The 25,331-nt window shown below is 58.7% G+C and carries 24 protein-coding genes; 7 read left to right on the top strand and 17 right to left on the bottom strand.

Annotated elements, in window-relative coordinates; translation table 11 throughout:
* Window positions 1-50: 50 nt before the first annotated feature.
* Both dnaG and rpsU read right to left on the bottom strand, forming a co-directional pair.
* The gene (dnaG, locus tag G7W63_RS02640) at window positions 51-1,796 is read right to left on the bottom strand and encodes a DNA primase (RefSeq protein ID WP_166252767.1); all 1,746 of its coding nucleotides are present in this window, start codon (window positions 1,794-1,796) and stop codon (window positions 51-53) included.
* Window positions 1,797-1,951: 155 nt separating this feature from the next.
* Entirely contained in the window at window positions 1,952-2,167 is a 216-nt protein-coding gene (rpsU, locus tag G7W63_RS02635; protein ID WP_166252764.1) for a 30S ribosomal protein S21, read from the bottom strand.
* Window positions 2,168-2,468: 301 nt separating this feature from the next.
* On the opposite strand from rpsU, the gene tsaD reads away from it, so the two are divergent.
* Entirely contained in the window at window positions 2,469-3,524 is a 1,056-nt protein-coding gene (gene tsaD / locus G7W63_RS02630; RefSeq protein ID WP_166252761.1) for a tRNA (adenosine(37)-N6)-threonylcarbamoyltransferase complex transferase subunit TsaD, read from the top strand.
* Between the two features lie 39 nt (window positions 3,525-3,563).
* Here the strand turns inward: tsaD and plsY are convergent, their stop codons facing one another.
* On the bottom strand, window positions 3,564-4,148 hold the full coding sequence (gene plsY, locus G7W63_RS02625; protein ID WP_166252758.1) for a glycerol-3-phosphate 1-O-acyltransferase PlsY: 585 nt from the start codon (window positions 4,146-4,148) through the stop codon (window positions 3,564-3,566).
* Between the two features lie 163 nt (window positions 4,149-4,311).
* Between plsY and folB the strand changes: the two genes are divergently transcribed.
* Together folB and folK (G7W63_RS02615) are read left to right on the top strand one after the other, a co-directional pair.
* Window positions 4,312-4,680 carry a dihydroneopterin aldolase gene (gene folB, locus G7W63_RS02620; RefSeq protein ID WP_166252755.1) on the top strand — a complete coding sequence of 123 codons (369 nt, stop codon included), beginning with the start codon at window positions 4,312-4,314 and terminating at the stop codon, window positions 4,678-4,680.
* On the top strand, window positions 4,677-5,204 hold the full coding sequence (gene folK, locus G7W63_RS02615) for a 2-amino-4-hydroxy-6-hydroxymethyldihydropteridine diphosphokinase (RefSeq protein ID WP_166252752.1): 528 nt from the start codon (window positions 4,677-4,679) through the stop codon (window positions 5,202-5,204). The genes folB and folK (G7W63_RS02615) overlap by 4 nt, the downstream gene beginning before the upstream one ends.
* Before the next feature lie 15 nt (window positions 5,205-5,219).
* On the opposite strand, the gene pgi is transcribed toward folK (G7W63_RS02615), so the two are convergent.
* The 10 genes from pgi to dksA all read right to left on the bottom strand — a co-directional run bounded on the left by pgi (window position 5,220) and on the right by dksA (window position 17,398).
* Window positions 5,220-6,890, bottom strand: coding sequence for a glucose-6-phosphate isomerase (pgi, locus tag G7W63_RS02610; RefSeq protein WP_166252749.1), 1,671 nt, complete (start codon window positions 6,888-6,890; stop codon window positions 5,220-5,222).
* A gap of 26 nt (window positions 6,891-6,916) precedes the next feature.
* Complete coding sequence (gene panC, locus G7W63_RS02605; RefSeq protein WP_166252746.1) at window positions 6,917-7,774, bottom strand: pantoate--beta-alanine ligase; 858 nt, start codon at window positions 7,772-7,774, stop codon at window positions 6,917-6,919.
* The gene (gene panB, locus G7W63_RS02600; protein ID WP_166252743.1) at window positions 7,771-8,565 is read right to left on the bottom strand and encodes a 3-methyl-2-oxobutanoate hydroxymethyltransferase; all 795 of its coding nucleotides are present in this window, start codon (window positions 8,563-8,565) and stop codon (window positions 7,771-7,773) included. The genes panC and panB overlap by 4 nt, the downstream gene beginning before the upstream one ends.
* A gap of 122 nt (window positions 8,566-8,687) precedes the next feature.
* Entirely contained in the window at window positions 8,688-9,212 is a 525-nt protein-coding gene (gene folK, locus G7W63_RS02595; protein WP_166252740.1) for a 2-amino-4-hydroxy-6-hydroxymethyldihydropteridine diphosphokinase, read from the bottom strand.
* Window positions 9,205-10,524, bottom strand: a complete 1,320-nt coding sequence (gene pcnB, locus G7W63_RS02590; RefSeq protein ID WP_207308866.1) for a polynucleotide adenylyltransferase PcnB — start codon at window positions 10,522-10,524, stop codon at window positions 9,205-9,207. Before pcnB ends, folK (G7W63_RS02595) begins: the two co-directional genes overlap by 8 nt.
* 720 nt (window positions 10,525-11,244) lie before the next feature.
* On the bottom strand, window positions 11,245-12,642 hold the full coding sequence (locus G7W63_RS02585) for a sigma-54-dependent transcriptional regulator (protein WP_166252735.1): 1,398 nt from the start codon (window positions 12,640-12,642) through the stop codon (window positions 11,245-11,247).
* A gap of 7 nt (window positions 12,643-12,649) precedes the next feature.
* On the bottom strand, window positions 12,650-15,613 hold the full coding sequence (locus G7W63_RS02580) for an ATP-binding protein (protein ID WP_166252732.1): 2,964 nt from the start codon (window positions 15,611-15,613) through the stop codon (window positions 12,650-12,652).
* A complete protein-coding gene (locus tag G7W63_RS02575) occupies window positions 15,603-15,779 on the bottom strand; it encodes a hypothetical protein (protein WP_166252729.1) in 177 nt (58 codons plus the stop codon). The genes G7W63_RS02580 and G7W63_RS02575 overlap by 11 nt, the downstream gene beginning before the upstream one ends.
* Window positions 15,780-15,924: 145 nt before the next feature.
* The gene (gluQRS, locus tag G7W63_RS02570) at window positions 15,925-16,833 is read right to left on the bottom strand and encodes a tRNA glutamyl-Q(34) synthetase GluQRS (RefSeq protein ID WP_166252726.1); all 909 of its coding nucleotides are present in this window, start codon (window positions 16,831-16,833) and stop codon (window positions 15,925-15,927) included.
* A gap of 124 nt (window positions 16,834-16,957) precedes the next feature.
* Entirely contained in the window at window positions 16,958-17,398 is a 441-nt protein-coding gene (dksA, locus tag G7W63_RS02565) for an RNA polymerase-binding protein DksA (protein ID WP_166252723.1), read from the bottom strand.
* 210 nt (window positions 17,399-17,608) lie between these two features.
* Here dksA and sfsA point away from each other — a divergent pair, with 210 nt between their 5' ends.
* Window positions 17,609-18,340, top strand: a complete 732-nt coding sequence (gene sfsA, locus G7W63_RS02560; protein ID WP_166252720.1) for a DNA/RNA nuclease SfsA — start codon at window positions 17,609-17,611, stop codon at window positions 18,338-18,340.
* On the opposite strand, the gene G7W63_RS02555 is transcribed toward sfsA, so the two are convergent.
* On the bottom strand, window positions 18,327-18,701 hold the full coding sequence (locus G7W63_RS02555) for a Rieske (2Fe-2S) protein (protein WP_166252717.1): 375 nt from the start codon (window positions 18,699-18,701) through the stop codon (window positions 18,327-18,329). The genes sfsA and G7W63_RS02555 overlap by 14 nt on opposite strands.
* A gap of 119 nt (window positions 18,702-18,820) precedes the next feature.
* On the opposite strand from G7W63_RS02555, the gene G7W63_RS02550 reads away from it, so the two are divergent.
* Window positions 18,821-19,144 carry an antibiotic biosynthesis monooxygenase family protein gene (locus G7W63_RS02550; protein ID WP_166252714.1) on the top strand — a complete coding sequence of 108 codons (324 nt, stop codon included), beginning with the start codon at window positions 18,821-18,823 and terminating at the stop codon, window positions 19,142-19,144.
* 57 nt (window positions 19,145-19,201) lie between these two features.
* On the opposite strand, the gene G7W63_RS02545 is transcribed toward G7W63_RS02550, so the two are convergent.
* Window positions 19,202-19,552, bottom strand: a complete 351-nt coding sequence (locus tag G7W63_RS02545) for a pentapeptide repeat-containing protein (RefSeq protein WP_166252711.1) — start codon at window positions 19,550-19,552, stop codon at window positions 19,202-19,204.
* Between the two features lie 54 nt (window positions 19,553-19,606).
* Window positions 19,607-21,184, bottom strand: a complete 1,578-nt coding sequence (locus tag G7W63_RS02540; RefSeq protein ID WP_166252708.1) for a bifunctional aminoglycoside phosphotransferase/ATP-binding protein — start codon at window positions 21,182-21,184, stop codon at window positions 19,607-19,609.
* Between the two features lie 116 nt (window positions 21,185-21,300).
* Between G7W63_RS02540 and mrcB the strand changes: the two genes are divergently transcribed.
* Together mrcB and G7W63_RS02530 are read left to right on the top strand one after the other, a co-directional pair.
* A complete protein-coding gene (gene mrcB, locus G7W63_RS02535; protein WP_166252705.1) occupies window positions 21,301-23,631 on the top strand; it encodes a penicillin-binding protein 1B in 2,331 nt (776 codons plus the stop codon).
* Window positions 23,628-24,215 carry a tetratricopeptide repeat protein gene (locus tag G7W63_RS02530; RefSeq protein ID WP_166252702.1) on the top strand — a complete coding sequence of 196 codons (588 nt, stop codon included), beginning with the start codon at window positions 23,628-23,630 and terminating at the stop codon, window positions 24,213-24,215. The genes mrcB and G7W63_RS02530 overlap by 4 nt, the downstream gene beginning before the upstream one ends.
* A gap of 57 nt (window positions 24,216-24,272) precedes the next feature.
* Here the strand turns inward: G7W63_RS02530 and G7W63_RS02525 are convergent, their stop codons facing one another.
* The gene (locus G7W63_RS02525; protein ID WP_166252699.1) at window positions 24,273-25,202 is read right to left on the bottom strand and encodes a DUF4382 domain-containing protein; all 930 of its coding nucleotides are present in this window, start codon (window positions 25,200-25,202) and stop codon (window positions 24,273-24,275) included.
* Between the last annotated feature and the right edge of the window lie 129 nt (window positions 25,203-25,331).

Here is a 25,331-nt window from a genome sequence, read left to right as displayed (position 1 = left end):
CCATACTCTTGCAGGCAGGCCTTTGATTGCATCGGATAGCCTCGGAACCCCTAGTCCTGATTCTGTCGACTCAGTTGCTGCAGTTCCTTGCGCTCAGCATCGGTAAGATCCCGGATGCTGCGCTTTTCTGTTAGCAGCGCTGCTAGCCTTTGTTTATGGGCCGCCTCCCTGTTCGGCGTCAGCATCTCCCGGGCGCCGGCCATGGCATGTTGCCGTGAGGGTAGGTGTTCTATGCCGTCGAACAGGCGATAGAAACGGCCATGGGCCTCGGGATCCAGTGCCAGCGCCTTCATTACATGCTTCTTGGTGCCCAGGTTCTGGGCCAGAATCCATTCTGCAAAGGTCCGAGCCTGGTGGAGCTGGCGATCATCCCGGCACAATGGCAGCAGCTCTGATGCCATTTCCGGTGCTTCCAGCAGCGCCACGCACAACAGACTATCCTTGCTCAGGCGAACATCCACCCGGGCCTCGGGAGGCCGGTTCTGGCGCTCTCCCTTGCGGGGAAAGCGACCACCGGAGGTCGCGCTCGGGCTGGCCTGCCACTCACGTCGGTTGCCACACAGGCGCAGCATTTCATGCCACATGGCATCCCTGAGGGTGCTGCGTGGCATTTTACTGAGCATAGGCTCGACCCGGGCCCTCAGTTCACCCCGGTTTTCCGGCAGTGACAGGTCCAGACCTTCACTTTGCCGATTGAACAGGTAGCGCGACAATGGCGTGGCGCCATCAATCCGTTGCTGAAACGCATCAGCACCTTCCTTGCGCACCAGGGTATCCGGGTCTTCCCCGTCCGGCAGCATCAGAAACTGCAGATGCAGGCCGTCAGTCAGCAGCTCAAGGGCGTTCTCCATCGCGCGGTCTGCGGCCCGAAAGCCGGCGTTGTCACCGTCGAAACAGAACACCAGGTGCCGCACCTGTCGTAGAAGCGCACTCAGACTGTCTTGATTGGTCGCCGTACCCAGCGTTGCTACAGCGTAGTGAATGCCGTGCTGTGCCAGGGCTATAACGTCCATGTAGCCTTCTACCACCAGCAGTTTGTCGAGCTGGCGAACGGCCTGTTTTGCCTCGTACAAGCCGTAAATCTCACGGCTCTTATGGAACACATCAGACTCGGGGGAGTTAATGTATTTGGCCTTGTCGTCCCCCAGGGTACGACCGCCAAAAGCAATGGTTTTGCCCCGGGAGTTGCGGATCGGGAACATGATCCGGTTGCGAAACAAGTCCCTTGGCCGCCCGTACCGGTCCGATACAGTGCCGGTTTCAATCAAGGGGCCGCGGAGATCGTCGCCCGCGGCCTCGTAAAGTGCTGTACCCATGCCGGGGGCGTAGCCCAGCATGTACTGCTCAGAAATGCCCTCGTCCAGTCCCCGCTGGTTCAGGTAGTCCCGGGCAAATGCAGCATCCGGGCGCTTCAATGCTGAACGATAGAAGCCGGTGGCGAAGTCCAGCGCATCGGTCAGCGTGCGTGCCTGCTGCATCTCCTGCTTGGCGCCTTCGTCATAGGGCACCTCAAGGCCGGTACGTCTTGCTAGCTCTTCCACCGCGTCGGTAAAGCCAAGGCCGTCGTATTCCCGCACGAAACTGATGGCGTCACCGTGGGCACCACAGCCGAAGCAGTGGTAAAAACCTTTGTCCGGGCGCACATTGAACGACGGCGTTTTTTCATCGTGGAAGGGGCAGCGTGCTTTGTAGTTTCCGCCGGCTTTTTTCAGCGTAATGCGGGATCCGATCAGCTCTGCCAGATCCACCCGATCCAGAAGGTCTTCAACAAAACGTTGAGGGATCAGTCCGCTCATGAGATCTCCCTTTAGAGAGAGTACGCCAGTACCATGCCGGTAAAACCGCCAAAGCCAAAAATGCCGCCGAAGCCAGGCCCCGGCGGCATTTTGGGTTCACAAGCGCTTCGTTAGGCGAAGCGAAGCGAAAAAAACTACATTCAGCAAGTGGCGACTTAGTACAGACGCTCGAACTTGCGCTGTTCCCGTTGAAGCTTCTTGAGATGGCGCTTGACGGCTGCTGCAGCTTTACGCTTGCGCACTGCAGTGGGCTTCTCGTAATGCTCACGGCGACGGACTTCGGACAGAACGCCTGCTTTTTCGCAGGAGCGCTTGAAGCGACGCAGGGCTACGTCAAACGGTTCATTCTCTTTCACTTTAACTTCTGGCATTCGGAAATCACCTACCTGGTAGAATCGATTCTAGTTTGGAAGAGCGGGTCAGTACTAAAGCGACCGTTTTACAGGGCTGCAAGGCTCTTGTTGCCGGGCGCACGCTGCATTCTCTTCGACTCTGGGCCTGGCGGCGTTGAACAAAACTCGACCAGTGCCTATTTAAGGCCGGCAATGATAGCGCCTTGGTTTGGTCCGGGTCAACGTCTTCCAGATTAATCTGCGGAGATTGTGCCGGTTCTGCTAAAATCCGGCGCCGGACCAGAGTGGAAACCCAACCGTAACCCAACGGTAGTTTTATATGCTGATTCTCGGAATCGAAACCTCTTGTGATGAAACTGGTGTGGCGCTATACCACAGCGAACAGGGCCTGTTGGCCCATGCCCTGTTCAGCCAGGTCGACATGCATGCCGATTATGGCGGTGTGGTGCCTGAACTGGCGTCCCGGGACCACGTCAGAAAGCTGCTACCCCTGTGTGACGACATACTGTTGTCGGCGGGCAAAACCCGGGCCGACATTGAGGGCATAGCCTACACCGCAGGCCCTGGGTTAGTGGGCGCCCTTATGGTGGGTGGCTCGGTGGCTCACGCCCTTGGCTTCGCTCTGGGCATACCGGTTCTGGGCGTACACCACATGGAAGGTCATCTTCTGGCACCTATGCTGGAACCTGAGCCGCCAGCCTTTCCGTTTGTGGCTCTACTTGTCTCCGGGGGCCATACCCAGCTGGTGCTGGTGAAAGGGATCGGGGAATACAGCCTTCTGGGCGAGTCTGTTGATGATGCCGCCGGTGAGGCGTTCGACAAGACCGCCAAGATGCTGGGGCTCGACTATCCCGGCGGTCCCCGGGTCGCGGCCTTGGCAGAAAAAGGCACGCCCGGGCGCTATCGCTTTCCCCGCCCGATGACGGACCGGCCCGGGCTGGACTTCAGCTTCAGTGGTCTCAAGACCTATACCCTCAACACGGTTAACCAGGCGAAGCAGAGCGGCGGCCTCGATGATCAGACCCGTGCCGATATCGCCCTGGCGTTCGAATCAGCAGCGGTGGATACCCTGGTCATCAAGTGCCGGCGTGCCCTTGAGCAAACCGGCAGCCAACGTCTTGTGGTGGCAGGGGGCGTCAGCGCCAACCGCCGCCTACGGTCAGCGCTTGACGCTATGGCAGCTAAGCTCAGGGCCGGGGTGTTCTATGCCCGGCCGGAGTTCTGTACCGACAATGGCGCCATGATCGCCTATGCCGGTTGCCAGCGGCTCAAAGCGGGCCAGCGGGACGGCGACCGCATCCTGGCAGTACCGCGCTGGCCAATGGATAAGCTGCCGCCGATTGGCGAGCCCAGGGCCGAAGGTCTGGTGGATTAAGGCGCCTAAGGTCTGGTGGATTAAAGGGTTAAGCCCCCTTCAGAAACGGTTCTCGCGGCCCTGGGCCAGACGAATCAGATTGGCCCGGTGGCGGACCACAATCAGAATGGCGAGCAGGCCGAACAGTGGCAGGGTTTCAGGCTCGATCAAGGCACTGATAAGCGGGCCCGCTAACATGGCTGTCACCGAGGCCAGTGCCGACATGCGCCAGCGCCAGAGCACCAGCCCCCAGACTGCACATAACAAGGCTGTCGTGACAGGCGCCAACGCCAGCCCTGCACCCAATGCGGTGGCCACGCCCTTGCCGCCCTGAAAGCGATAAAACACAGGCACCATATGTCCGGTCACAGCGCTCACCGCCACCATGGCCTGGGCGTAGACCGACAGATCCATCTGGGATGCCAGCCACACCGGCAGCCAGCCTTTGCTGGCATCCAGTGCGAGTGTTATGAGCGCCGGCGTCCAGCCTCCGGTGCGGTAGACATTCGTGGCACCCGGGTTGCCCGAACCCTGGGCGCGCGGGTCGGGAAGGCGCCAGATACGGCATACCGGCAGCGCGAACAGGACCGAGCCACCCAAGTAGGCAAGGGCACAAAGCAGGACCAGCAGCAGGGCGTCGTTCATGGCATCCTTGGGCGCAGACGTGAACCGGTGTTGTATGCGAAAATCGCCCGGCGAGACTGGGTCCGGGCGGGTGAACAACTGATACCAACGTTATAGGGTCAACGGATCGCAATCAATCAGCCATCAGTCGGTTGTCCGTGCCCTGGGTCGGATGGCCCTGGAGATGACCATAGTGACGGATACCGTATTGATCGAAGGCCTGGCTGTCGAAGCTGTCGTCGGAGTTTATGAGTGGGAGCGTGAAATCTGTCAGCAACTGCTGGTGGATCTTGAGCTGGCCTGGGATAACCGGGCTCCGGCACGGCAGGACGACATCACCAAAGCGCTGGATTACGGCACGGTGTGCGAATGCGTAAGCGCTTTCTTTGCGGGCTTTCAGCCCCGGTTGCTCGAGACCGCGGCCGAAAGCCTCGCCGAGCAGCTACAGGAGCGATTCGGTGTGGTCTGGCTACGTCTGGTGATTCGAAAGCCCGGCGCTGTCCCGCAGGCAAGAAGTGTAGGGGTGAGTATCGAACGGGGTCGTAAGCCATGACCGAAGCCTCGGTGTTTCTCAGCCTGGGAAGCAATGTTTATCGCGAGCAGCATATAACCGCGGCCCTTGATGCCCTGGCAAACGAGTTCGGCGAACTCGTCATGTCGTCGGTTTATGAAAGTGAAGCGGTCGGCTTTGACGGCGAGCCTTTCCTCAATCTGGTGGTGGGTATTCAAAGTGCCTTGCCTGTGGCTGAGCTATCAGTGCTGCTCAAACAGTGGGAGGCGGACAACGGCAGACATCCGGGTGCGCCCAGGTTCAGTGCCCGTACCCTTGATCTCGATATCCTGACCGTCGACAGCCTGGTAGGAACCTTTGACGGGGTTGAACTCCCCCGTGGCGAAATACTGCGCAATGCCTTTGTGCTGCTTCCGCTGTCTGAGGTCGCCCCTGATCAGAAACACCCTGTGGCCGGTAAAAGCTATGCCAGGCTCTGGCAGGAGTACACGCGGGATCAGCGACTGTGGCCGGTGCCATTCCGATGGCAGGGCAGGCAGATTTCACCTCGCCCGCCACAGGAATGAAAACCGGCCATCTGGTCAGAGGCCGTTCATGTGTCGATTGCGGAAGATGCGGATAAGACCTTCAGTTGAGCTGTCGGTGGTTTCGCTCTTCCGTTCACCGTCCAGGAGCCGGTCGAGAATGTCTTTGCCCAGCTGTTTCCCTAGCTCCACGCCCCACTGGTCAAACGAATCCACGTCCCAGATGACGCCCTGGGCATAGGTCTTGTGCTCGTACAGGGCGATCAGTGCTCCGACGGTGCGTGGGGTGGCGCGCTCGAAGAACAACGTATTGCTGGGCTTGTTGCCCGGGATGACCTTGTGCCGGGCCAGGGTTTCAACGGCCTCCGCCGATAGGCCCTGATCCGCCAGTTCGGCACGGGCCTCAGCCTCGGTCTTGCCCTGCATCAGGGCCTGGGTCTGGCTCAGGCAGTTGGCGAACAGGATGGCGTGGTGGTTGCCCACCGGGTTGTGGGTATGCAGCGGAATAATAAAATCCGCCGGTGACAGCTTGGTGCCCTGGTGTAGCAACTGGTGGTAGGCATGTTGGCCGTTAGCGCCGGCACCGCCCCAGATTATGGGCCCGGTCTGGTAGGCAACCGGGTCGCCGTGCTGGGTGACACACTTGCCGTTACTTTCCATGTCGACCTGTTGAAGATGGGCGGGTAGCCCTCGCAGATAGTGGTCGTAGGGCAGGATGGCGTGGGCATCGGCACCCCAGAAGTTGCCATACCAGACCCCCAGCAGGGCCATTATGACGGGCAGATTCTGTTCCAGTGGTGCGGACCGGAAGTGCTTGTCCATTGCCTGGGCACCAGAAAGCAGGGCCCGGAAATTATCCATGCCAATGGTCAGGGCCGTGGGCAGCCCGATAGCGGACCAGAGTGAGTACCGTCCACCCACCCAGTCCCACATGGGGAAAATGTTCTCTTCCGCAATGCCAAACTTCACCGCTTCCGGCTTGTTGGCGGTGACACCTACGAAGTGCTTGCTGATGCGTTCTTCCGAGCCACCGTTATGAAGGAACCACTCACGGGCAACCTTGGTATTCTCCAGGGTTTCCTGGGTCTTGAACGATTTCGACTGGATCAGGAAGAGGGTGGTTTCGGGATTGATGTGTCGCAGCACTTCGGTGATGTGGCTGCCATCGATATTGGCTACATAGTGGCAGTTGAGGCGGCCGTGCCAGTAGGGTTTGAGCGAAGCTGAAACCAGCTTGGGTCCTAGGAAGGAGCCGCCGATGCCAATGCTCACCACATCGGTAAAGGGCTTGTTGGTGAACCCGCGCCACTGGGTGCTGCGTATGCGCCAGACGAACTCTTCCATGCGGGCCAGCGTGTCCCGGACTTCGGGCATTATGTCCTTACCGTCCACCATCACCGGCTCGTCGTTCATATTGCGCAGGGCCGTATGCAGCGCAGGCCGATTCTCACTGACATTGACCTTTTCGCCGCGGAACATGGCCTCAATCCGTTCGGGCAACCCGCAGCTGCGGGCCAGGGCCATCAGGCGCTCAATGGTTTCGTCCACAACGAGATTTTTGGAGTAATCCAGCGCCAGGCCCGAAGCCTCCACAAAGTAACGTTTGAAACGCTCGGGGTCCTCCTGGAACAGGTCGCGCATGTGAGTATTCGCCATGGCGCCCTGGTGATCGACCAGTGCTTTCCATTCCGGACGTTCGGTAAGTGACTTGCTGCGGGCCTGTGTCAATGTTGGTTCCTTCCATGTCTGGTTCGTCAGTGGGATGCCCGGCTGACCGACAGGTTGTCAATCAGCCGGGTGGGGCCGATGAAAGCGGCCGCCAGGATGGTGAGTTCGGTCTCGTCCGTGCGAGCGGGTTTGAGGGTGTAGCTGTTCACGATGGTGAAGTAGTCGGGGCGGAAGCCCTCTTTCGTCAAAGTCTCCCTGGCCTCGCGCTCGAGCCGGGCATAATCGGTCTCACCCGTGGCCAGCTGCTCGGCGGTCAAATTAAGAAGTGTGAAAATTGCCGGGGCTCGGCGGCGGTCCTCTTCGGAAAGGAAGCTGTTGCGGGAGCTCTTTGCAACGCCGTCATCATCCCGAACCGTCGGTGCGCCGATTACCTCTACCGGAATCAGCAGGTCGCTGACCAGTTTGCGAATAACCGCAAGTTGCTGATAATCCTTTTCCCCGAAAACCGCCACATCTGGCTGAACCATGTTGAACAGCATGGTAACCACCGTGGCCACTCCTTCAAAATGACCAGGCCGGGTAGCGCCACAATGGCCCTCACTCACCTCAGGAACAGTAATGCGGGTGTGGCAGGCAAGCCCATGGGGGTATACCTCGCTGGCCGCCGGAGCGAAGATCAGCGTGTTGCCGGCTGCCCGGAGCTTGTCCTGATCCTCCGTCAGCGTGCGGGGGTAGGTATCCAGATCTTCATTGGCCCCGAATTGCATGGGGTTGACGAACACGCTGGTTACCACCACATCGGCCGCCTGAAGCGCCTTCTCCACCAAGGCCAGATGGCCTTCGTGAAGGTTGCCCATGGTGGGCACCAGGCCGATGCGCTTGCCCTGGTTCCGGTAGCCGTTCAGGATTGCCCGGAGCTCTTTCAGTGTATGGACGGTTCTCATGCTTTAAAGGTGTGCTCTTCACTGGGAAATGTGCGTTTCTTGACAGCATCCACGTAGGCCGCAATAGCACCCTGGACGGAGTCTGCTTCAGCCAGAAAGTTCTTCACAAAGCGCGGCTTGCGACCCGGGGTAATGCCCAGCATGTCGTGCAGCACCAGTACCTGACCATCAGTATCTGAACCAGCACCTATGCCGATGACAGGCGCAGCAACGGTCTGTGTAATCCGCGTCGCCAGAGGTGCCGGTACGCACTCAAGCAGGATAACGTCGGCGCCTGCGGCTTCCAGCTGACAGGCATGGTCGACCATCTGGTCAGCCTGCTTCTCATCCCGGCCCTGGACCTTATAGCCACCGAATTTGTTGACAAACTGGGGCGTAAGACCCAGATGGGCGCAAACAGGAATGCCGCGGTCACTCAATGCCTTGATGGTGTCTGACATCCAGTCGGTGCCTTCCAGCTTGACCATATGGGCGCCGGCGCGCATCAGTTCGGCTGCATTGTCCAGAGCCTGGCCGGTAGTGCCATAACTCATGAATGGCATGTCAGCCATGATCAGTGCGCCCTGGTTGCCTTTGGCAACTGCACGAACGTGGTAGCACATATGTTCCATGGTGACTGGCAGGGTGCTGTCGTGGCCCTGCAGGACCATACCCAGTGAGTCGCCAATGAGGATCACATCGACGCCAGCTTCACTGACCACGTGTGAGAAGGTAGCGTCGTAAGCAGTCAGGGCGGAAAAGGCTTCGCCCTTGCTTTTGAAGTCGCGCAGGGTATTGATGGTTACAGCCATAGCATGAATGCCTTTTGCGTCGATGGGCTGGGGCACGGGAACGCTGACCCATGCTCAGGCCCTAAGGTTAATCCCGGCCCAACCTGGAGGCAAGGCCAGGAGCATCGCCAATAGCCCGGATGTCACTCCAGACGTCGGCTGAAAGGTTTTGCCGGTTCAGGGTCAAGACGCTCAAGGCCATTGTCCGGGCACTGTAGACGTAGATCCGTCAGGGCCCGGCCATCCGGCAGGTGCAGGGCAGGGTTCAGGTCAAGCAATGGCTGTAGCGCGAAATCCCGATTGGGGAGCTCCCGATGGGGAGTCGTCAGACGTGGGTGGTCGATTACTTCCTGCCCGTACAGTAGTAGGTCGAGATCCAGTGTCCGTGGCCCCCAGTGGCGGGTCCTTTCGCGACCGTGCCGTGCCTCAATGGACTGTAGGTGATCCAGCAGTTCAAGGGGGGGCAGTTCGGTGCGAAGCTCGACGGCCCCGTTGATAAAGTCGGGCTGGTCCTGGGGGCCAACAGGGCGACTGCGGTAAAACGGGGACTGGGCCTGCAGGGTGGTATCGGGCAGAGCGGACAGGGCGGCCAGGGCCAGGGCAAGCTGGCGAAGAGGATCCGCCAGATTGCTGCCGAGGCCAACGTACGCGGCTACCGATTCAGCCATTACTGGCCGGCTTGCGTCTGCGCTTGCGTTTGCGCGGGCCGTCACTGTCCAGTTCGGTCAGCATCTTTTCCCTGCCCCTGTCATCGGCTTCCTGGAACTCAGTCCACCACTGCCCCAGGCCGGGCTCAATTTCTCCGGCATCCTCGCGGACCAGAAGGAAATCATAGGCCGCCCGAAAGCGGGGATGCTCAAGGGTTACGAAAGCCCGCTTACCCTGGCGACGGGGCAACCGCATCTGCAGTTCCCAGATCTCTTTCATGGGGCCAGAAAAGCGTTTAGGGATTGCTGTAGCCTGAACCTGGCGACCAATGACTTTTCCAATGGCGCCATGAAGTGCCGGCTGTATGGGTTCGCCCTCATCCTGGCGCCTGCGCCACTCTACCTGCAATGCCGGCCAGAGCATGGCAGCGTAAAGGAAGTAGGGGGTGACGGACTTGCCCTGGTGAATACGCCTGTCCGTGTTGTCCAGTGCCTGGCGAATCAGTGCATCAGGCTCACCGGCAGCGATGGCGCGGGCGGTTTCCGGAAACAGGGGCTCCAGCAGACCGTAATGGGTCAGGCGTTCGAAGCTGGCGGCGCCGTAGCCGGCGGAAAACAGTTTCAGCACCTCTTCAAACAGGCGTGCTGAAGGGATATGGGAAAGCAGAGGCGCGAGAGTAAGAATCGGCGCTTCAGTGGCCGGCTCGATCTCGAAATCCAGCTTGGCAGCAAACCGCACCGCTCGCAGCATTCGAACGGGATCTTCCCGATACCGGGTCTCGGGATCGCCGATCAACCGCAATTGCCGGTTCCGGAGGTCCTCAATACCGTTTGCGAAATCGATAACACTGAAGTCTTTAATACAGTAATACAGGGCGTTAACAGTGAAATCACGACGAAGGGCGTCTTCTTCCATATTGCCGTAGACGTTGTCCCGCAGCAGCAGCCCGTGTTCACTGGTCTTGCGGTCATCATCCTGGTCGTCGTCTGGATCAGACGCATTGCCACGGAAAGTGGTCACTTCAATGACTTCGCGTCCGAACAGCACGTGGACAATGCGAAACCGCCGCCCGATCAATCGGGAGTTCCGGAACAACTCGTGAACCTCTTCGGGGGTCGCATCGGTGGCAATATCGAAATCTTTGGGCTTCTGGCCCAGCATGATATCCCGAACGCCACCACCCACCAGATAGGCCTCGAAGCCGGCATTATTGAGTCGGTTCAGCACCTTCTTCGCCTGTTCACTGATGATGGATCGTGAAACCGTATGCTGATCACGAGGGATCACCTGTCTCGAATAGACGCGAGGCTTCTTTTTGCCGTTACCTGACATGAATGTTATTAGTTTTTTAAGCATTGAATCCGTATCTGCGATGAGCAAAGCCGAGAGTTTAACGGTTTGGGGGCGATTTGCCCACGTTAGTGGCGCTTTGAAGAAGGTGGGAGCATAAAAGCTGGGCAGATAGCACCGATTTTCGTAAATGCCGGAGCCAATAAATCAAAAGGCGGACCCGCTTTCACGGCCCCGCCTCCAAGAGTAGACGATCTGCGTTGTTTTTGTTCTTACTGGGGTTTTACCCCTTATTATGCTTCCGTCAAGAAGCTAGTTAGGCAAGCGGAACGCTTTGAATACAGAGAGTGGTAATGACCAGGTATGAGATCTAAGCGGATATAGTGGCGTCTGGAGGACGATTCTTCTCTACATCTACAACTCATACAAGCCAAGGCACCCCTAAAAAGCTCAGTACCCAAAACACTCAGTTCGCTCTCGCTCTGTTTTTGTTTTTGTTGCTGAACGTTTTCCTGCAGCTTTTTGTTTTTGTTTAAGCGCTGCTTTGTCACATTGTTTTTGTTGTCGTGCCCCCTATAGACTGCACTGCCTGTGCCAGTTTTTAAAAACCCTTTATTAACAGAGGTTTAATTATATTTAACCTGAGGGCAGGGTTCTGGAGTTCGCCAAAGTGTTACCCAGGTCTCACTTCTCAGGGAAATGTGTTCCTTGAGGTAACACCAGGTAACATATGAGGCGCGGTTCATTTGTTGGGGTAACATTTCAGTTGTTCGATATTTTTTTTCGCGGGATACCCAGGCGCTGGCGCCGTTCCCAGAGCGACTTGCGGCTGATGCCGAGTTTCTGTGCCAGCTCGGTTTCGCTCATGCGATCCTGGTTCTCAAGCACGAAGTGTTGAAAATAGTCCTCCAGGGAGAGGTCATTGGACCCGTCAGCCTCTCGACTCGAGACCGGGTCTCCTTCCACGAGGGATTCGGGGATCACAATCTCACCCCCGGTGCTGTCGAGGTCGAGTAACGATGGGGTAATAAGGTCGTCGTCACAGAGTATGGTCGCCCGTTCAATGGCGTTTTCCAGTTCCCTTACGTTTCCGGGCCAACGATGTTTTTCCATACTGCGCATGGCCTCGGGGCTGAGCTTGAGCCCCGGTTTTTTCATGCGTTCACCCTGACGTGAAATGAAATGTCGTGCCAGTACAAGAATATCGCTCTCACGCTCACGTAGCGGCGGGATCCGGATCTGCATGACATTCAGGCGATAAAACAGGTCTTCCCTGAATTCCCCGGTGCGCGTCATGGCCTTCAGATCCCGGTGAGTTGCTGCAATCATCCGGACGCTGACCTTGCGGCTCTGGGTCGAACCTACCTTACGGATTTCCCCTTCCTGCAAGACCCGCAGGAGTCGTGCCTGGGCTTCTGCCGGAAGCTCTCCGATCTCATCAAGAAACAGACTACCGCCATCGGCTGCTTCGATCAGGCCCGTGCGTGCCGACACAGCTCCGGTAAAGGCGCCTTTTTCATGGCCGAAGAGTTCGGATTCGATGAGACTTTCGGGAATCGCAGCGCAGTTGACCGAAATGAGAGGCCTGCTTGCCCGGGGGCTGAGCTTGTGCAGGGCCTGGGCAGCAAGCTCTTTACCGGTGCCCGATTCGCCCTGGACCAGAACCGTGGTTTCGGTCGGGGCCACCTTGCGGATCAGGGTGAAGACTTTCTGCATGGCAGAGCAGTCACCGAACATGACCCGCGAAGGATCGCTTTCGCGCTGGTCGTGCTCGTTGATGCCCACGACAGAGCCGGGCTCCGCCGGTGTTCCGGCCTGATTCAGTATGGTTTCAACCGCGGCCAGCATCTCGTCGTGGTCGAAGGGCTTGGCAATGTATTCCACCGCGCCCATTTTCATGGAGTCCACCGCAGAGCGAAGACTGGCGTAGCTGGTCATGATGAGCACCGGTGTGCGAGGCGCCCGGGTTATTAGCTCGGTGCCCGGCGCGCCGGGAAGCCGCAGATCGGAAATGATCAGGTCGAACTGCTGCAGGTCAAACCGCTGCTCGGCGTCGTCGACCGAGCCTGCATCTGAAACCTCATAACCTGCGTGTTGAAGCAGCTTTCGCAAGGCGGAGCGGATGATCTCTTCATCTTCTACGATCAGAATGCGACGCATAGTTATTTCAGGACCTTTCGTTCGGAGCGGCGCCGGGTTCATCGATGCCGGGTTCGTACGCGGGTAGCTTCAAGCGGACACAGGTACCCCGGCTGGTATCGGGGATGGCCGGGCTTTCCACCTGGATGTTGCCGTAGTGCTCTTCAACAATGCTGTACACCAGCGAAAGCCCCAGGCCGGTGCCCTGGTTGGGGCCTTTGGTGGTATAGAATGGTTCGAAAATATGGTCGAGCTGGTCGGCGGGTATGCCCGAGCCCTCGTCGGTGACCTCGATGATAGCGGAGTAACCCTCACGGTTTCCACTGATGCTTATCTGGCCGTTTTCGGGTGACGCATCCCGGGCATTGGCCAGCAGATTCACAAACACCTGCACCAGGCGCTGTTCGTCCCCCAGGACAATAAGATCCGCGGGGCAGTCGTTGCGGTAGTGAATGCCGCGCCCGGTGTTGCTCAGTGATAACAGGTTGATTGACTCGTCCACACAACGACGGATCACGGCCGGCTCATACCGGTTCGCCTGGGCGTGGTTGCCACTTCTTGCAAAGTTCATAAGCGATTGCAGTATGGCGCTGATGCGTCGGGTCTGCTGCTGGATCTGATCAGCAGTCGCCAGAATATCTTTGTCGTCTGTTTCCAGTTTGAGGTTCTGGGCAAGGGAGGAGATGCCGGTCACCGGATTGCCTACTTCATGGGCCACACCGGCGGCAAGGCGGCCAACAGACGCCAGCCGTTCACTGTGCATAAGCTCGTCTTCCAGCAGTCGGGTTTCGGTCTGGTCTTCCACCAGAATGACGTTGCCGCCCTCGTTGTGGTCTGGACCGCTGAGTGTGGACTTGTGCAGGTTCAGCCAGTGGGGTCGACCACGCAGATCCAGCCGGTGTTTGTAGCGGTGCATTTCGTTGCCGCTGATGAAGTCTTCGAGCATGAGTTGCCAGTGTTCGGGCAGTGCCTGCAGGCGGGCGCCGACGACATCGTCTGCCGCTATTTCTGTCAGCTGCTCCATGGCGTTGTTCCACATCAGGATCTCACCATCGTCACCGAGGGAGCAGGCGGGAATGGGCAGGTTCTGCAGGGTCTGGCGGTAGTGGCGACGCAGGTTGTCGAGCTCGCCCGCAAGTCCGGTCAGCTGGCTCTGATAATCCCCAAGCGCGCGTTCCACGTACTGGATATCCTGCGCGGTACGGCTGTTAGCCATAGGCTTGAACCCCAGGCGATGCTTGACGATGTCCCTGGCCACAGCCGGGCCCAGCAAGCCGGAAAGGTTGGCCTCTACCTGATCCCGAAGCCGCCGCAGCTGGTAGGGCCGGTATTCCAGAGCTGGCAACTTTAGTTGCGCCAGCGCCCGTCCAACTTCCCGTTGCGCCACCCGCTCGCCCAGGGGCGCCGAGAGCTGCTGGGTGAAATCATCGGACGAGGCGGCCAAAAGCTCCCGGCGCTGGGGTCGGGACAGTGCTCCGAGCGAGCATGACTGGGCCGCACTGGCTTCTTCCTGGGAAGTGGTGGTGAGTACCGATACCATCGCGAAAACAGTGACGTTCAGGGCCAGGCTGGTAAAGGTGAAGATATACCAGTTATCCGGCGTCGGAGTCAGCGGCAGCCCAAGCAACAGCATAATATCCAGGGTATGGGAAAACGGCAGCACCATGGTCAGTACCCACACAGCCATGCCCGCAAGCAGGCCTGCAATCAGGCCGCGCCAGTTGCCCTCGGGCCAGTAGATGACGCCCAGGGCGCCAGGTAACAACTGCAAAACCCCACTCAGGGCCAGCGCACCAAGAATAGAAAGATCAAGGTTCTTGCCCATGGTCTCGTGAAAGGCCAGGGCTGCCAGGATCGTTACGGCGATCAGCAGGCGTTTCACCCAGCGCAGCCATTTATAGATGTCACCCTGGTCCCGTGGCGGTCGCAGCGGCAAAACCACGTGGTTGAGCACCATGCCAGCGATCGCCAGCGTGCTGACAATCATCAGTCCGCTGGCGGCCGACATGCCGGCGATATACATAAGGAGCGTGAGCGCAGGGCTATCCAGGGCCATGGCGGTGCCCAGGGCATAGAACCCTGGTGGCGTTATGGCGCCCAACTCCAGACCTCCCCAAAGGATGACGGGAACCGGCAGGCCCAGCAGAAGAAGATAGAGAGGCAGCCCCCAGCTGGCACGGGCCAGTGCCCTGGGGCTTGGGTTCTCGGCGAAGGTCATATGGTACATGTGGGGCAGCACAAGGGCGCCCGCAAAGGACATCAGCATCAGGGCGCGCCAGCTGCCATCATTAATGCTGAGCTCCAGGGCCCGTACACTGGACGCCTGATTCTCCAGCCATTGGTCCAGTCCGCCAAGACCGCCAAACACCGTCACCAGGATGATAAAACCCAGCAGCATCAGTGAGCCAAGCTTGATCACCGAGTCAAACGCAATGGCAACTACCAGACCCTGGTGGCTTTGTGAATCCTGGTTCCGGCGTGTGCCGAAGAGTATCGCGAAAAGCACGACGATCAGGCTGAACAGAACACTGATCAGCTGCGGCGAGGCGCCCGGAGAGAGCAGGCTGACGGAGGTTGTGACCGCGTTTATCTGCATGCTCAGAAGTGCAAGGATGGAGGCACCGGTACATAAGGTCACGAGCGTGCCCGCCCATTGGCTCCGGTAGCGGAACGCAAACAGATCCGCAAGCGATGTGAGCTGGTAGGCCCGTCCAATGCGCATGATGGGGTTCAGCAGAACCGGCGCCAGCAGGAACGCACCGCTGATGCCCAGGTAGTAGGCCAGGAAGCCGAAACCGGACTCCGCGGCCATGCCCACGGCACCGTAAACTGCCCAGATACCGGCGTAGACCCCAAGGCTCAGTACGTAAACCAGGGGATGTCTAACCCAGTGCCGGGGAATCCGACCGCGCTCGGTAAAGTGGGCAAGGGCGAACAGGAGGCTCAGATAAAGCAGGCTGACCAGCAGCAGTGTGGTGAGGCTAAAACTCATTGGGATCCCGTCGCCACTCCAGCCAGAAACCCATGGCAATGAGCACGCCCCAGATCAGGAAAGGCGAATACCAGGCATTACCCGGTTCAATCCACCAGTCCAGGATGTTAGGCGAAAAAATGTAAATGGCCAGCACCAGTAGAAAGACCAGGCGATAGATGTACATCTGACGGGGCTTCCTGATGGACAACGTGTGCGACGTTTATACCATGACTGCCACCCACTGTCAGTTTCCAAAAGATGGCTCTGGGGTCTTGTTGAAGTGCGCATGCTTAATGGGCCGGCTAAGCGGCCTGGGAGGCTGACTGCCTTCAGTCCCGGAATCTTTGGTCAGTCATGGTCAGGGACGTTCGGGGCAAACCGGCCCGGGCATAGTTTGCTATGGCCCATTCAAGGATGACGTCGGTTTCAGCAGATTTCAGCATGGGAGGAGGTCGCTGGCCTAGCGCCACCAGCGCCTGGTAGAGGTTAGCCCTAGCCAGGTTGTCATCCAGTGCCGCGGCATGGGTCTGTTTGCTGAGCTTCTGTCCCTCCGGGTTCAGAACCACCGGAATGTGAAGCCAGGCCGGCGGCGGCGTGTCCAGGGCGGCGTAGAGCTGCGCCTGTTGGGCGGTCAGGTCCAGCAGGTCGGAGCCACGCACCACATGACTGATCCGCTGGTCGATGTCGTCCACAACAACGGCCAGTTGATAGGCATAGAAGCCCTCTTTGCGAACAATGACCGGATCGTCAACCTCGGCCTGAATGTGGTGTTGCTGGTCGCCCAACAACTGGTCTCGCCAGCAGGCTACCTGGTCTCGCATCTTGAAGCGGATGGCAAAGGGCTTGTTCCCGCAGAGACTGTGCCCCTCACGGCAGCCCCTGGCATGGTAGCCCCGGTTCTGTTTCAGCAATCGGCGTGAGCAGGTGCAGCGATAGGCCAGCCCCTCGTCGAGGAGAAAACGGACGGTTTCACTGTAGGCCGCGTTGCGGCGGGACTGGTAGCGAACAGGTTCGTCGCTGTGAAGGCCATGGGCGTCAAGACTGGCGAGTATGGCCTCGGCAGCACCAGCCGGCTCCCTGAGAGGGTCAAGGTCTTCCATTCTTACCAGCCACTCACCATCGTGGGATCGGGCTTCAAGATAGCTGGCCAGGGCCGCCACCAGTGAGCCGAAATGCAGTGGCCCGGTGGGCGATGGGGCAAATCTGCCCCGGTAGAGGACGGCGTTGGCGGTACTCATTGCTGATGGGTTACACGGCTAGAGCAAAAAGGGTGAACAAGAGGAGCAGGGGTAATACTAACCGGGGCCCCTGGGGACCCGAATAGTCGGGAATCCGACCGCCGGTGAGGCAGCCGGTTTGTCATCAGATTCCGGTTTGACGCTCGCGGATTTCCGCCAGGGTCTTGCAGTCGATGCACAGAGTGGCGGTCGGGCGCGCTTCCAGCCGGCGGGTGCCGATCTCGACGCCGCACTGATCGCAGAACCCATAATCGTCTTTGTCGATGCGATCCATGGTCTGGTCAATTTTCTTGATCAGCTTCCGTTCGCGGTCACGGGTCCGGAGTTCCAGGCTGAACTCTTCTTCCTGGGTAGCGCGATCGCTCGGGTCCGCGTAGTTGGCTGCATCTTCCTGCATGTGATGCATCGTGCGGTCGACTTCTTCCATGAGTTCCTGCTTCCACTGCAGCAACAGCTGGCGGAAGTGCTCAAGCATATCCGCACTCATGTATTCCTCGCCCTTTTTCATTTCATAGGGCGTGAAATTGGTAAAACGCTCACGTGGTGTCTGTTCAGTTTTTGCCATTGAACCCGGCCTCTTGCTTGTACTTCAACTGAACACGCCATCCTTGGAGTCGGGCGTGTCCGTACGAATACGGGAGCTGCTAAGATTTTGCGGAAAATAGCAGATATACCGAAGCCGCGCCAGCCCTGTGTCAGAGGTTTATGTTCTGGCGCAAAATCCTGCTTTCCGTATCATGGCAGCGTTATGCCTATAAGCTGTCAGGAGTCTTGAATGTTTGCAACACCGGACCTGATCGAAGGTCGCCTTATTCGACGTTATAAACGCTTCCTGGCCGACATAAAGCTGGCTGACGGCACCGAGGTTACCGCTCATTGCCCCAATACCGGTTCAATGTTGGGGTGCCAGCCGGCGGATGCAAGGGTCTGGCTGAGCCTCAGCGATAATCCGAAGCGTAAACTGCCTTACACCTGGGAACTGGTGGAGACCAGTGCCGGCGTCCTGGCCTGCGTCAATACGGCACGACCCAACCATCAGGTACGGGCAGCGATCGAGCAGGAGCGCATTGCGGGACTGGCGGGTTATGCCAGCATCCAGCCTGAAAAAAATTACGGTACTGAAAAAAGTCGGATCGACCTTTTTCTTTCCGGTCATGACCGATTGCCGGACGCCTGGGTGGAAGTCAAGAACGTCACTCTGTGCGAGGGAGAGGCGGGCATTGGCTACTTTCCGGATGCGGTCAGCACGCGTGGCCAGAAACACCTGCGCGAGCTCATGGTTCAGGTGGCGGCCGGTGATCGGGGGGTGTTGGTTTTCTGTGTGAACCATACCGGAATTTCCGAAGTGCGACCGGCCGACCATATTGACCCGGTGTACGGCAAAATGCTGCGGGAGGCAGCAAGGGCAGGGGTTGAACTGATGGCCTGGCAGGCAGATCTATTCCGGGCCGGCGGACCCTCAGGCTCACTCGCGCTGGTGCGCCCCCTGCCGGTTATTCTGGACTGAACCGGACTTCTATCTGCCCGTCGTTCTCCCGGGTTTCGAGCGGGGTCAGGGCGCCGCCGGCACAGGGACCGGCGATGCATTCGCCGGTGTCCAGGGTAAAAAGGGCACCATGGGTGGCGCACTGGATGAAACTGCCGCCGGAATCCAGGAAACGCTCCGGCATCCAGTTGAGCTCGATGCCAAGGTGCGGGCAGCGGTTGACAAACCCCCGGAGCCGACCGTTCGCGCGAACCACAAAACCGGTTGTCGTGCCCAATGTGAACTCCAGGCACTGTTTGTCACCCAGTGCATGAGTGGGACCCACCAGTTGCCATTCACGGTGCTCCTGTGCGGACTGCTCTGGGTTCTGGTGTCGGATCATGGAGTTCTGCTCAGTTGGTGTATTTCCACTCGGGACAGGATTCGCTGGTTGCCTGGAGCCTGTTCATTGCGGACACTGGTTTTGACCAATGCCAAATCCCAATCAAAAGGAGTTGAAGGATGAAGTATATTTTCAAGGTCCGCATCCGGGAAGGACATACGGCTGAGGAATATGCGGATGCCTGGGTCCGCGCCAGCGAGATCATCCAGCAGGCTCCTGGTGCACGGGGCACAGAGCTGCACCGGAAAATGGATGACCCGAATGAACTGATCGCTATAGCCAGCTGGGACAGCAAGGCGGACCGTGACGCGATGGAAGGGCAGCACAACCCGGAGGTCGCCAGCATTATTCGCAGTGCGGCGCCCTTCTGCGAGATTACGCCGATCGGTGAGTTTGAGGAGCCCGAGTGGGTGGTGATGCCGCCACACAGGCGAGAGAGTTAAAAGGCCACTGTGCAAGGCCGGGTATCTTCCAGTTTGCGCACCACCGCTGGCCCAGGCTCACTTGTACATGTTGTAGCGCATGCGGGTGCCGTGGTTCAGGGACATGATGATTTCATCAGCGTGAAGCTCCCGCGGAAACAGGCAGCCTGAGATTTTGGCGCCGGCGATGCTGGCGCCCTCGAGGTTGGCACCACTGAAGTCAATGCCGCGAATGTCAGCACCACGGAAATAGGCGTGGCTGAGGTCCAGCCCGTCGGCATCCATGGAGCGTAGGTCCAGGCCGCGGAAATCTCCGTGGGAAAAGCTCGGTAGACTGTCCATCCCGGCCTTGGCTGCATTGAACGCATCAACGTTCTCGTTCTTCAGGGTCTGGTAAAGCGGATCATTTATTGTTCGTATGTTTTCCATGGTGCTATTTCCATCTGTGATTTGCCCCGATGTGCTTCCCTGAGTCTAGTCCAATCAGCGCGAAGGCAAACCGATGTGCTGGCGAATCCTGTCTGCCAGCGCTTCCGCGACCCGGTCTTCTTCGGTATGGACATGCACCGTATGGCTGCGCTCACGCATGGTTATGGGTTCCAGCCAGGTCTTTTGCTTATCCAGCAGGCTGGTGTCGGCTTCGGACGCATCATTGGCGCGGGCGCTCACCCATTTCCTGCGTAGGGCATCCGGTGCCTCGCAGTCGATCAGCACAAAGGGTACCCCCTGATTCTCGGCAACAGCTTCGAGCTGCTCCCGTTCGCTGACCTTCAGGCAGGCTGCATCCACGATTGCCGAAAGTCCGGTCGCCAGCAACTGTTCTGCCCGGCTTGCGAGCATGTCATAGGTCTGGCGGGTAGCCTCCGGGGTGTAGATATTCGTGTTCAGGCCGGATTTGCTTTTATCGAGGGGGCCAAGGCCAAACAGGCGCTTACGTTCGACATCTGAGCGCAGGCGGATCAGGCCCAGATTCAGTGCAAGGGCCCGGCTGACCACCGATTTACCGCTACCGGAAAGGCCGGTCGTGGCCAGCAGAAAACGGCTTGGGATCTCGCTGTAGGTTTCAGCCAGCGACGCATAGTCGCGATAACGCTGCATCAGGCCCTGCTTCTCGGCCTCGCCAAGGGACGGGTTGTTCATGGTGAACAATGCGATTTTCGCCCGCACGAGGGCCCGATAGGCTTTATAAAGTGGCAGCAGCGCCAGCCCGTCAAAATCGCCCCGGAACTCGAGATAGGTATTCAGGACAAGGCTGGACAGGGCGTATTCCCGGCGCGACTCGAGATCCATCAGGAGGAAGGCAAGGTCGTTCATGACATCAATCCAGCGGAAGGGTTCGCTGAACTCGATGCAGTCGAAAACCGTGACCTCGCCGTCGTAGACTGTGATGTTTGCCAGGTGAAGGTCACCATGGCATTCCCTCACGAAACCGCCGTCCCGCCGTTTCTGGACCAACTCACGAAGTCGGTCGAAGGTGCACTGGGTCCAGCCCTCCAGCTGGTCGAGCTGCTCAAGGAGCGCCGGGTCATCGATCATCGGGCGGATCTGATCAAAATTTTCCTGCATGCCGGCGTAGACCGCCTCCGGTGTACCCAGGGGTTTTTCTTCCGGTACCCGAGGCACCGTGTCATGAAAGTCAGCGGTCTGGCGCGCCAGTGTCACCAGCAGCTCCGGCTCAAGCTGACCCCGCTCCTGGCGGGCATCGAACAGATCGGACTGGTCAAACTGGCGCATGCGGATGGCGTACTCAAAGGCTTCGCCATCGCCGCCGATCACCGGGCTCTCGGGGCTGCCGGTGATGGGCAGCACATCGAGGTACAATTTATCTGCCAGCCTGCTGTTGAGACGAAGCTCTTCTTCGCAGAAGCGCTGGCGGTGTTCCAGTGTTGAGAAATCGAGGAACCCGAAGTCCATGGGCTTCTTGATCTTGTACGCAAAGGGGCCGGTAAGTATGACCCAGGAGATGTGAGTTTCGAGTACCTGGAACTCCGATACTGGGTGGTCGTAAAGCGCAGGATCCTGCAGCGCTAGAATCAGATCTCCGGGTTGTGCGTCACTCACAGGCCTCTCCTCGTCATTTGCTTTATGCGTCAGCGGCCTATCATAACCACCGCATTACATAAATAACACAGAGAAGGGCTGCGCGAGCCCGGGTCCGGTTCGCTATAATCCGCGCCATGAAAAAAACCAGCAGTCCCAGAAAATCGTCGCGCAAGCCCGCCAGCAAAGCCCCCGGCTCCCGCAGAGCCCCTTGGTTCTGGCGGATTGTCTGGCGTGTGGCCCTGTTAGGCTTCGTGGTCTTGGCGGGCTGGGCGGTCTACCTGGACGCGGTGGTCACGAAACGGTTCGAGGGCAAGCGGTTCGAGGTGCCTTCGCGGGTCTACGCCCGCCCTCTGGAGCTCTATGAGGGTGCCAGCGTTACCTCCAGCAACCTCCAGCGGGAGCTGGGACTGGCAGGGTTCCGCAAAGGCGATGGGGTTCGGCCTGGCAGCTTCAGTCAGTCCGGCCCCCGTTTTGTGATCAGCACGCGGGGTTTCCGGTTTGCCGACGGGGAGGAGCCACGCCGACGGCTGGAAGTGACCATCACCAATGCCCAGGTCAGCCGGCTGCGGGTTCTGAGCGGACCGGCCTCGCCCATTGTCCGCTTGCAGCCGGCACAGATCGGCGGTATTTACCCGGCCCACCGGGAAGACCGGGTCCTGATCCGCCTGGAAGACCTGCCCGAGCACTTTGCTGAAACCCTTCTGATGACCGAGGACCGGGATTTCTATGACCACCATGGGGTCTCGCCACTATCCATTGGCCGCGCCTTCTGGGTGAACCTGCAGGCGGGCCGGGTGGTCCAGGGCGGCAGTACCCTGACCCAGCAACTGGTAAAAAACCTGTTTCTTTCCAGAGATCAGACGCTGGTGCGCAAGGGCAACGAAGCCATGATGGCCCTGCTGCTGGAACTCCACTACGACAAGCCGGAAATACTGGAAACCTACCTGAACGAAGTGTATCTCGGGCAGGCAGGCAACCGCAGTATTCACGGCTTTGGTCTGGGCAGCCAGTTCTACTTCGGCGAATCCATAGAGGACTTGGATCTGCACCAGTTCGCCCTGCTGGTGGGGCTGGTAAAGGGGCCAAGCTACTATGATCCCCGGCGTCACCCCAAACGGGCGCTGGCGCGGCGCAACCTGGTCATCAATACACTGGCAAAGCATGGCGCCGTGGATGAGTCAAAGGCACGGCAGGCCCTGGCACAACCACTGGAAGTGACCCAGAAGCCGTCGTACACGGAAAACCGCTACCCGGCCTATATTGATCTGGTTCAGCGCCATCTGGCCCGGGATTACAAGCAGGAAGACCTGCAGAGTGAAGGGCTTCGAATCTTCACCACCCTAGACCCGGCCATCCAGTATGCCGCGGAGTACTCGGTCACGGAAACCCTGAAAGGACTGGAGCCCGCCAAAACCCCATCACCGCTGGAATCCGCCATGGTGGTCTCGTCCCGGGACACGGGCGAGGTACTTGCGCTGGTGGGTGGACGGGATTCCCAGTTTGCGGGTTTCAACCGCGCGCTGGACGCCCGCAGACCCATAGGTTCTCTGATCAAGCCCTTCACCTATCTAACAGCACTGGGCAAACCGGATCGGTATACCCTGATGACCCCTGTGGAGGATCGCCGCTTCGCACTGGTGTTTGATGACGGCCGCCGCTGGGAGCCAAAGAACTACGATGGCGAAGAGCACGGTCAGGTGCCTTTGCACCGGGCCCTGGCGCGCTCGTACAATCTGGCAGCAGTGAGAGTCGGGCTGGATGTGGGGATTGATGCAGTGACAGAAACCCTGCAAACACTGGGGGTTACCAGTCCGGTATCGGGCTATCCGTCCATGTTGCTTGGCTCGGTGGCCATGACGCCGGTGGAAGTGGCCTCGCTTTATCAGGGTCTGGCCACCTCTGGCTTCAATATGCCCCTGCGCACCATACGTGAGGTGACCGACGCAGCGGGCGTCTCTCTCAGCCGTTACAGCCTGGCGGTGGACCAGGTGGTCGATCCTGCCGTCGTGCACCTGATCCAGTATGCCATGCAGGAAACCATGCGCGAGGGCACCGGACGTTCCGCATACCGATTTCTGCCTTCAGACCTGGCCCTTGCGGGCAAAACCGGAACCACGGATGATGGGCGCGACAGCTGGTTTGCCGGCTTCAGCGGCGACCTGCTTGCGGTGGCCTGGATCGGGCGCGATGATAATACGACCACGACCCTGACGGGGGCCAGTGGGGCTTTGCCGGTGTGGTCGCGTTTTATGTCGCAGGTACCCCAGAGGGGCTTTTCGCCGGTTGTGCCCGATGGCGTGCAGTATCACTGGGTGAACACGGAACAAGGTGCCCTGACGGACGAGCACTGTGAAAACGCACGCTTCATGCCTTTTATTGCCGGCAGCGAGCCAAAAGATCGGATCAGCTGTTCCGGTAATATGACGAAGCGATTAAGAGGTTGGTTTGAAGGACTGTTTCAATGAAAACTAGACACGCTCACCTGGCATGGACCATCGCGGCGGCCCTGTTCATTTCCGGTTGCGCCACCGGCCCTGACGGCAACATCTATGTGCCTCCCGAGCAAAAACCAGAGAGCCGGAAAGACGCCCCGATCCCTCCCGAAGTGCGCCCGAAGGATTCCCCCATCCGCAAGTCAGAGCAACCGCCGCAATCGGTGCCGGAAGTCGAAGACGAGGACGGGCGCGAGGAATCAGGCTCCCCGAGCTATCAGGAACAGGGGGAACCCCTGTCACCGGCCGCAGCCAGCCTCATGAAGCAAGCGGATACCCTGTTGCGTCAGGACAACCCCAGGGCTGCCGTGAGCCAGCTGGAGCGGGCCCAGCGAATATCACCGCGGTCAGCCGAGGTCTACTACAAGCTGTCTGAAGCCTATGTGGCCATGAACCGGCTGGAGCCTGCAGAGCAGTTCACCCTCAAGGGCCTGTCCCTGGCTGGTAATAACACCAGGCTCCAGCGCTCAGGCTGGCAGCTGCTGGCAGATATCAGGCGGGCGAATGGCAATACGGCGGGTGCTGACCAGGCTGAGGCCCGGGCGGCGAAGCTTTAAATAAAAAGCCCCCGCGAACGGGGGCTTGACTGTTGCTGTATCTTATCTGGGCCGGTTTTACTGGATAATTTCAGCCGTTGCCTCTGCATCGTCTTCAGTTATGGCAAGAGAGACGTTTTGAGTGCCAATAAATTCTAGAGGCTCTGAGGTCTCATTATCGTCAGTTTGGCACGAGTAAGCGATTGTATATTCGCCTGCAGGTAGGAAGGCGGCCTTGAAGCTGAACAGGCTTGCTTGTTCCTCGTTGGTTACGGGTACCGCTACCACAGGGCCTTCCACTTCAGTATTCGTAAGGTCGAGATCAGTAGGCGTTACGTCGCTTCCCTCGTAGACATAGACGGATCCGTCGTAGTTACAGTTGTAGGGTGATTTGGGATCGGTGATACCGATCACATCAACATCGCCGACAATAGAGCCAGCCTCCACGTTGTTGATCAACCTATGAGAGGGCTTCAGCATGTACTTATCTTGGCCCGCCGGAGCATTTGCGCCAGCATTGAAAATGGATTTCTTGACATCGAAATCGATGGTGAAATCTGCCGAACCGCCTGCAGGTATCACGAAACCACCGTTCAGCTTGAGGCCGGTCTGCCGCCCGGAAGGCAGGAATAGAAAAACGGGTGTCTCATTCACATCTGACGCTTCTACGACATAAGGATCTTCGCCCAAATGCAGCCTGATCCATTGATACTGGCCGGCAGGAAATTCCTGACCCTCGAACAGCTGCGCAACCTTGCCGCCCTGGAAGTCCAGAAGATTGATGTCCAGTGGCTGTGCCAGTTCGATAGTCACGCTCTCACCTTCTGAAGGCTTGACCTCTACCGATGTAATGTTCAGATTCGCCTGGCTCAAACTGGTTACCGGAGCATCCGTCAGCCCCAGAGAAAGGGTGCCCGTCGAACCACTGTCGCTGCCACTGCCACCGCAGGCGGAAATCGCCGCTGCCAACGCGGCTACACTCAAACCTTTAACTAATGCGTACTTCATGGAAAGCCTCCGGGAAAAGTCTACCGGCTCTCTTGCTTATGGCCGGATTTATAATGATTGCGACGTCACCTGTTGAGTCATCGGCAGCGTCTGAAATTAGAACGTAGTGGTCGCATAAACCGTTCCCTT

It is taken from the genome of Marinobacter salicampi (assembly GCF_011074795.1).
Lineage (GTDB): Bacteria > Pseudomonadota > Gammaproteobacteria > Pseudomonadales > Oleiphilaceae > Marinobacter > Marinobacter salicampi.
This window is presented reverse-complemented; position numbering and strand designations above follow the sequence as displayed.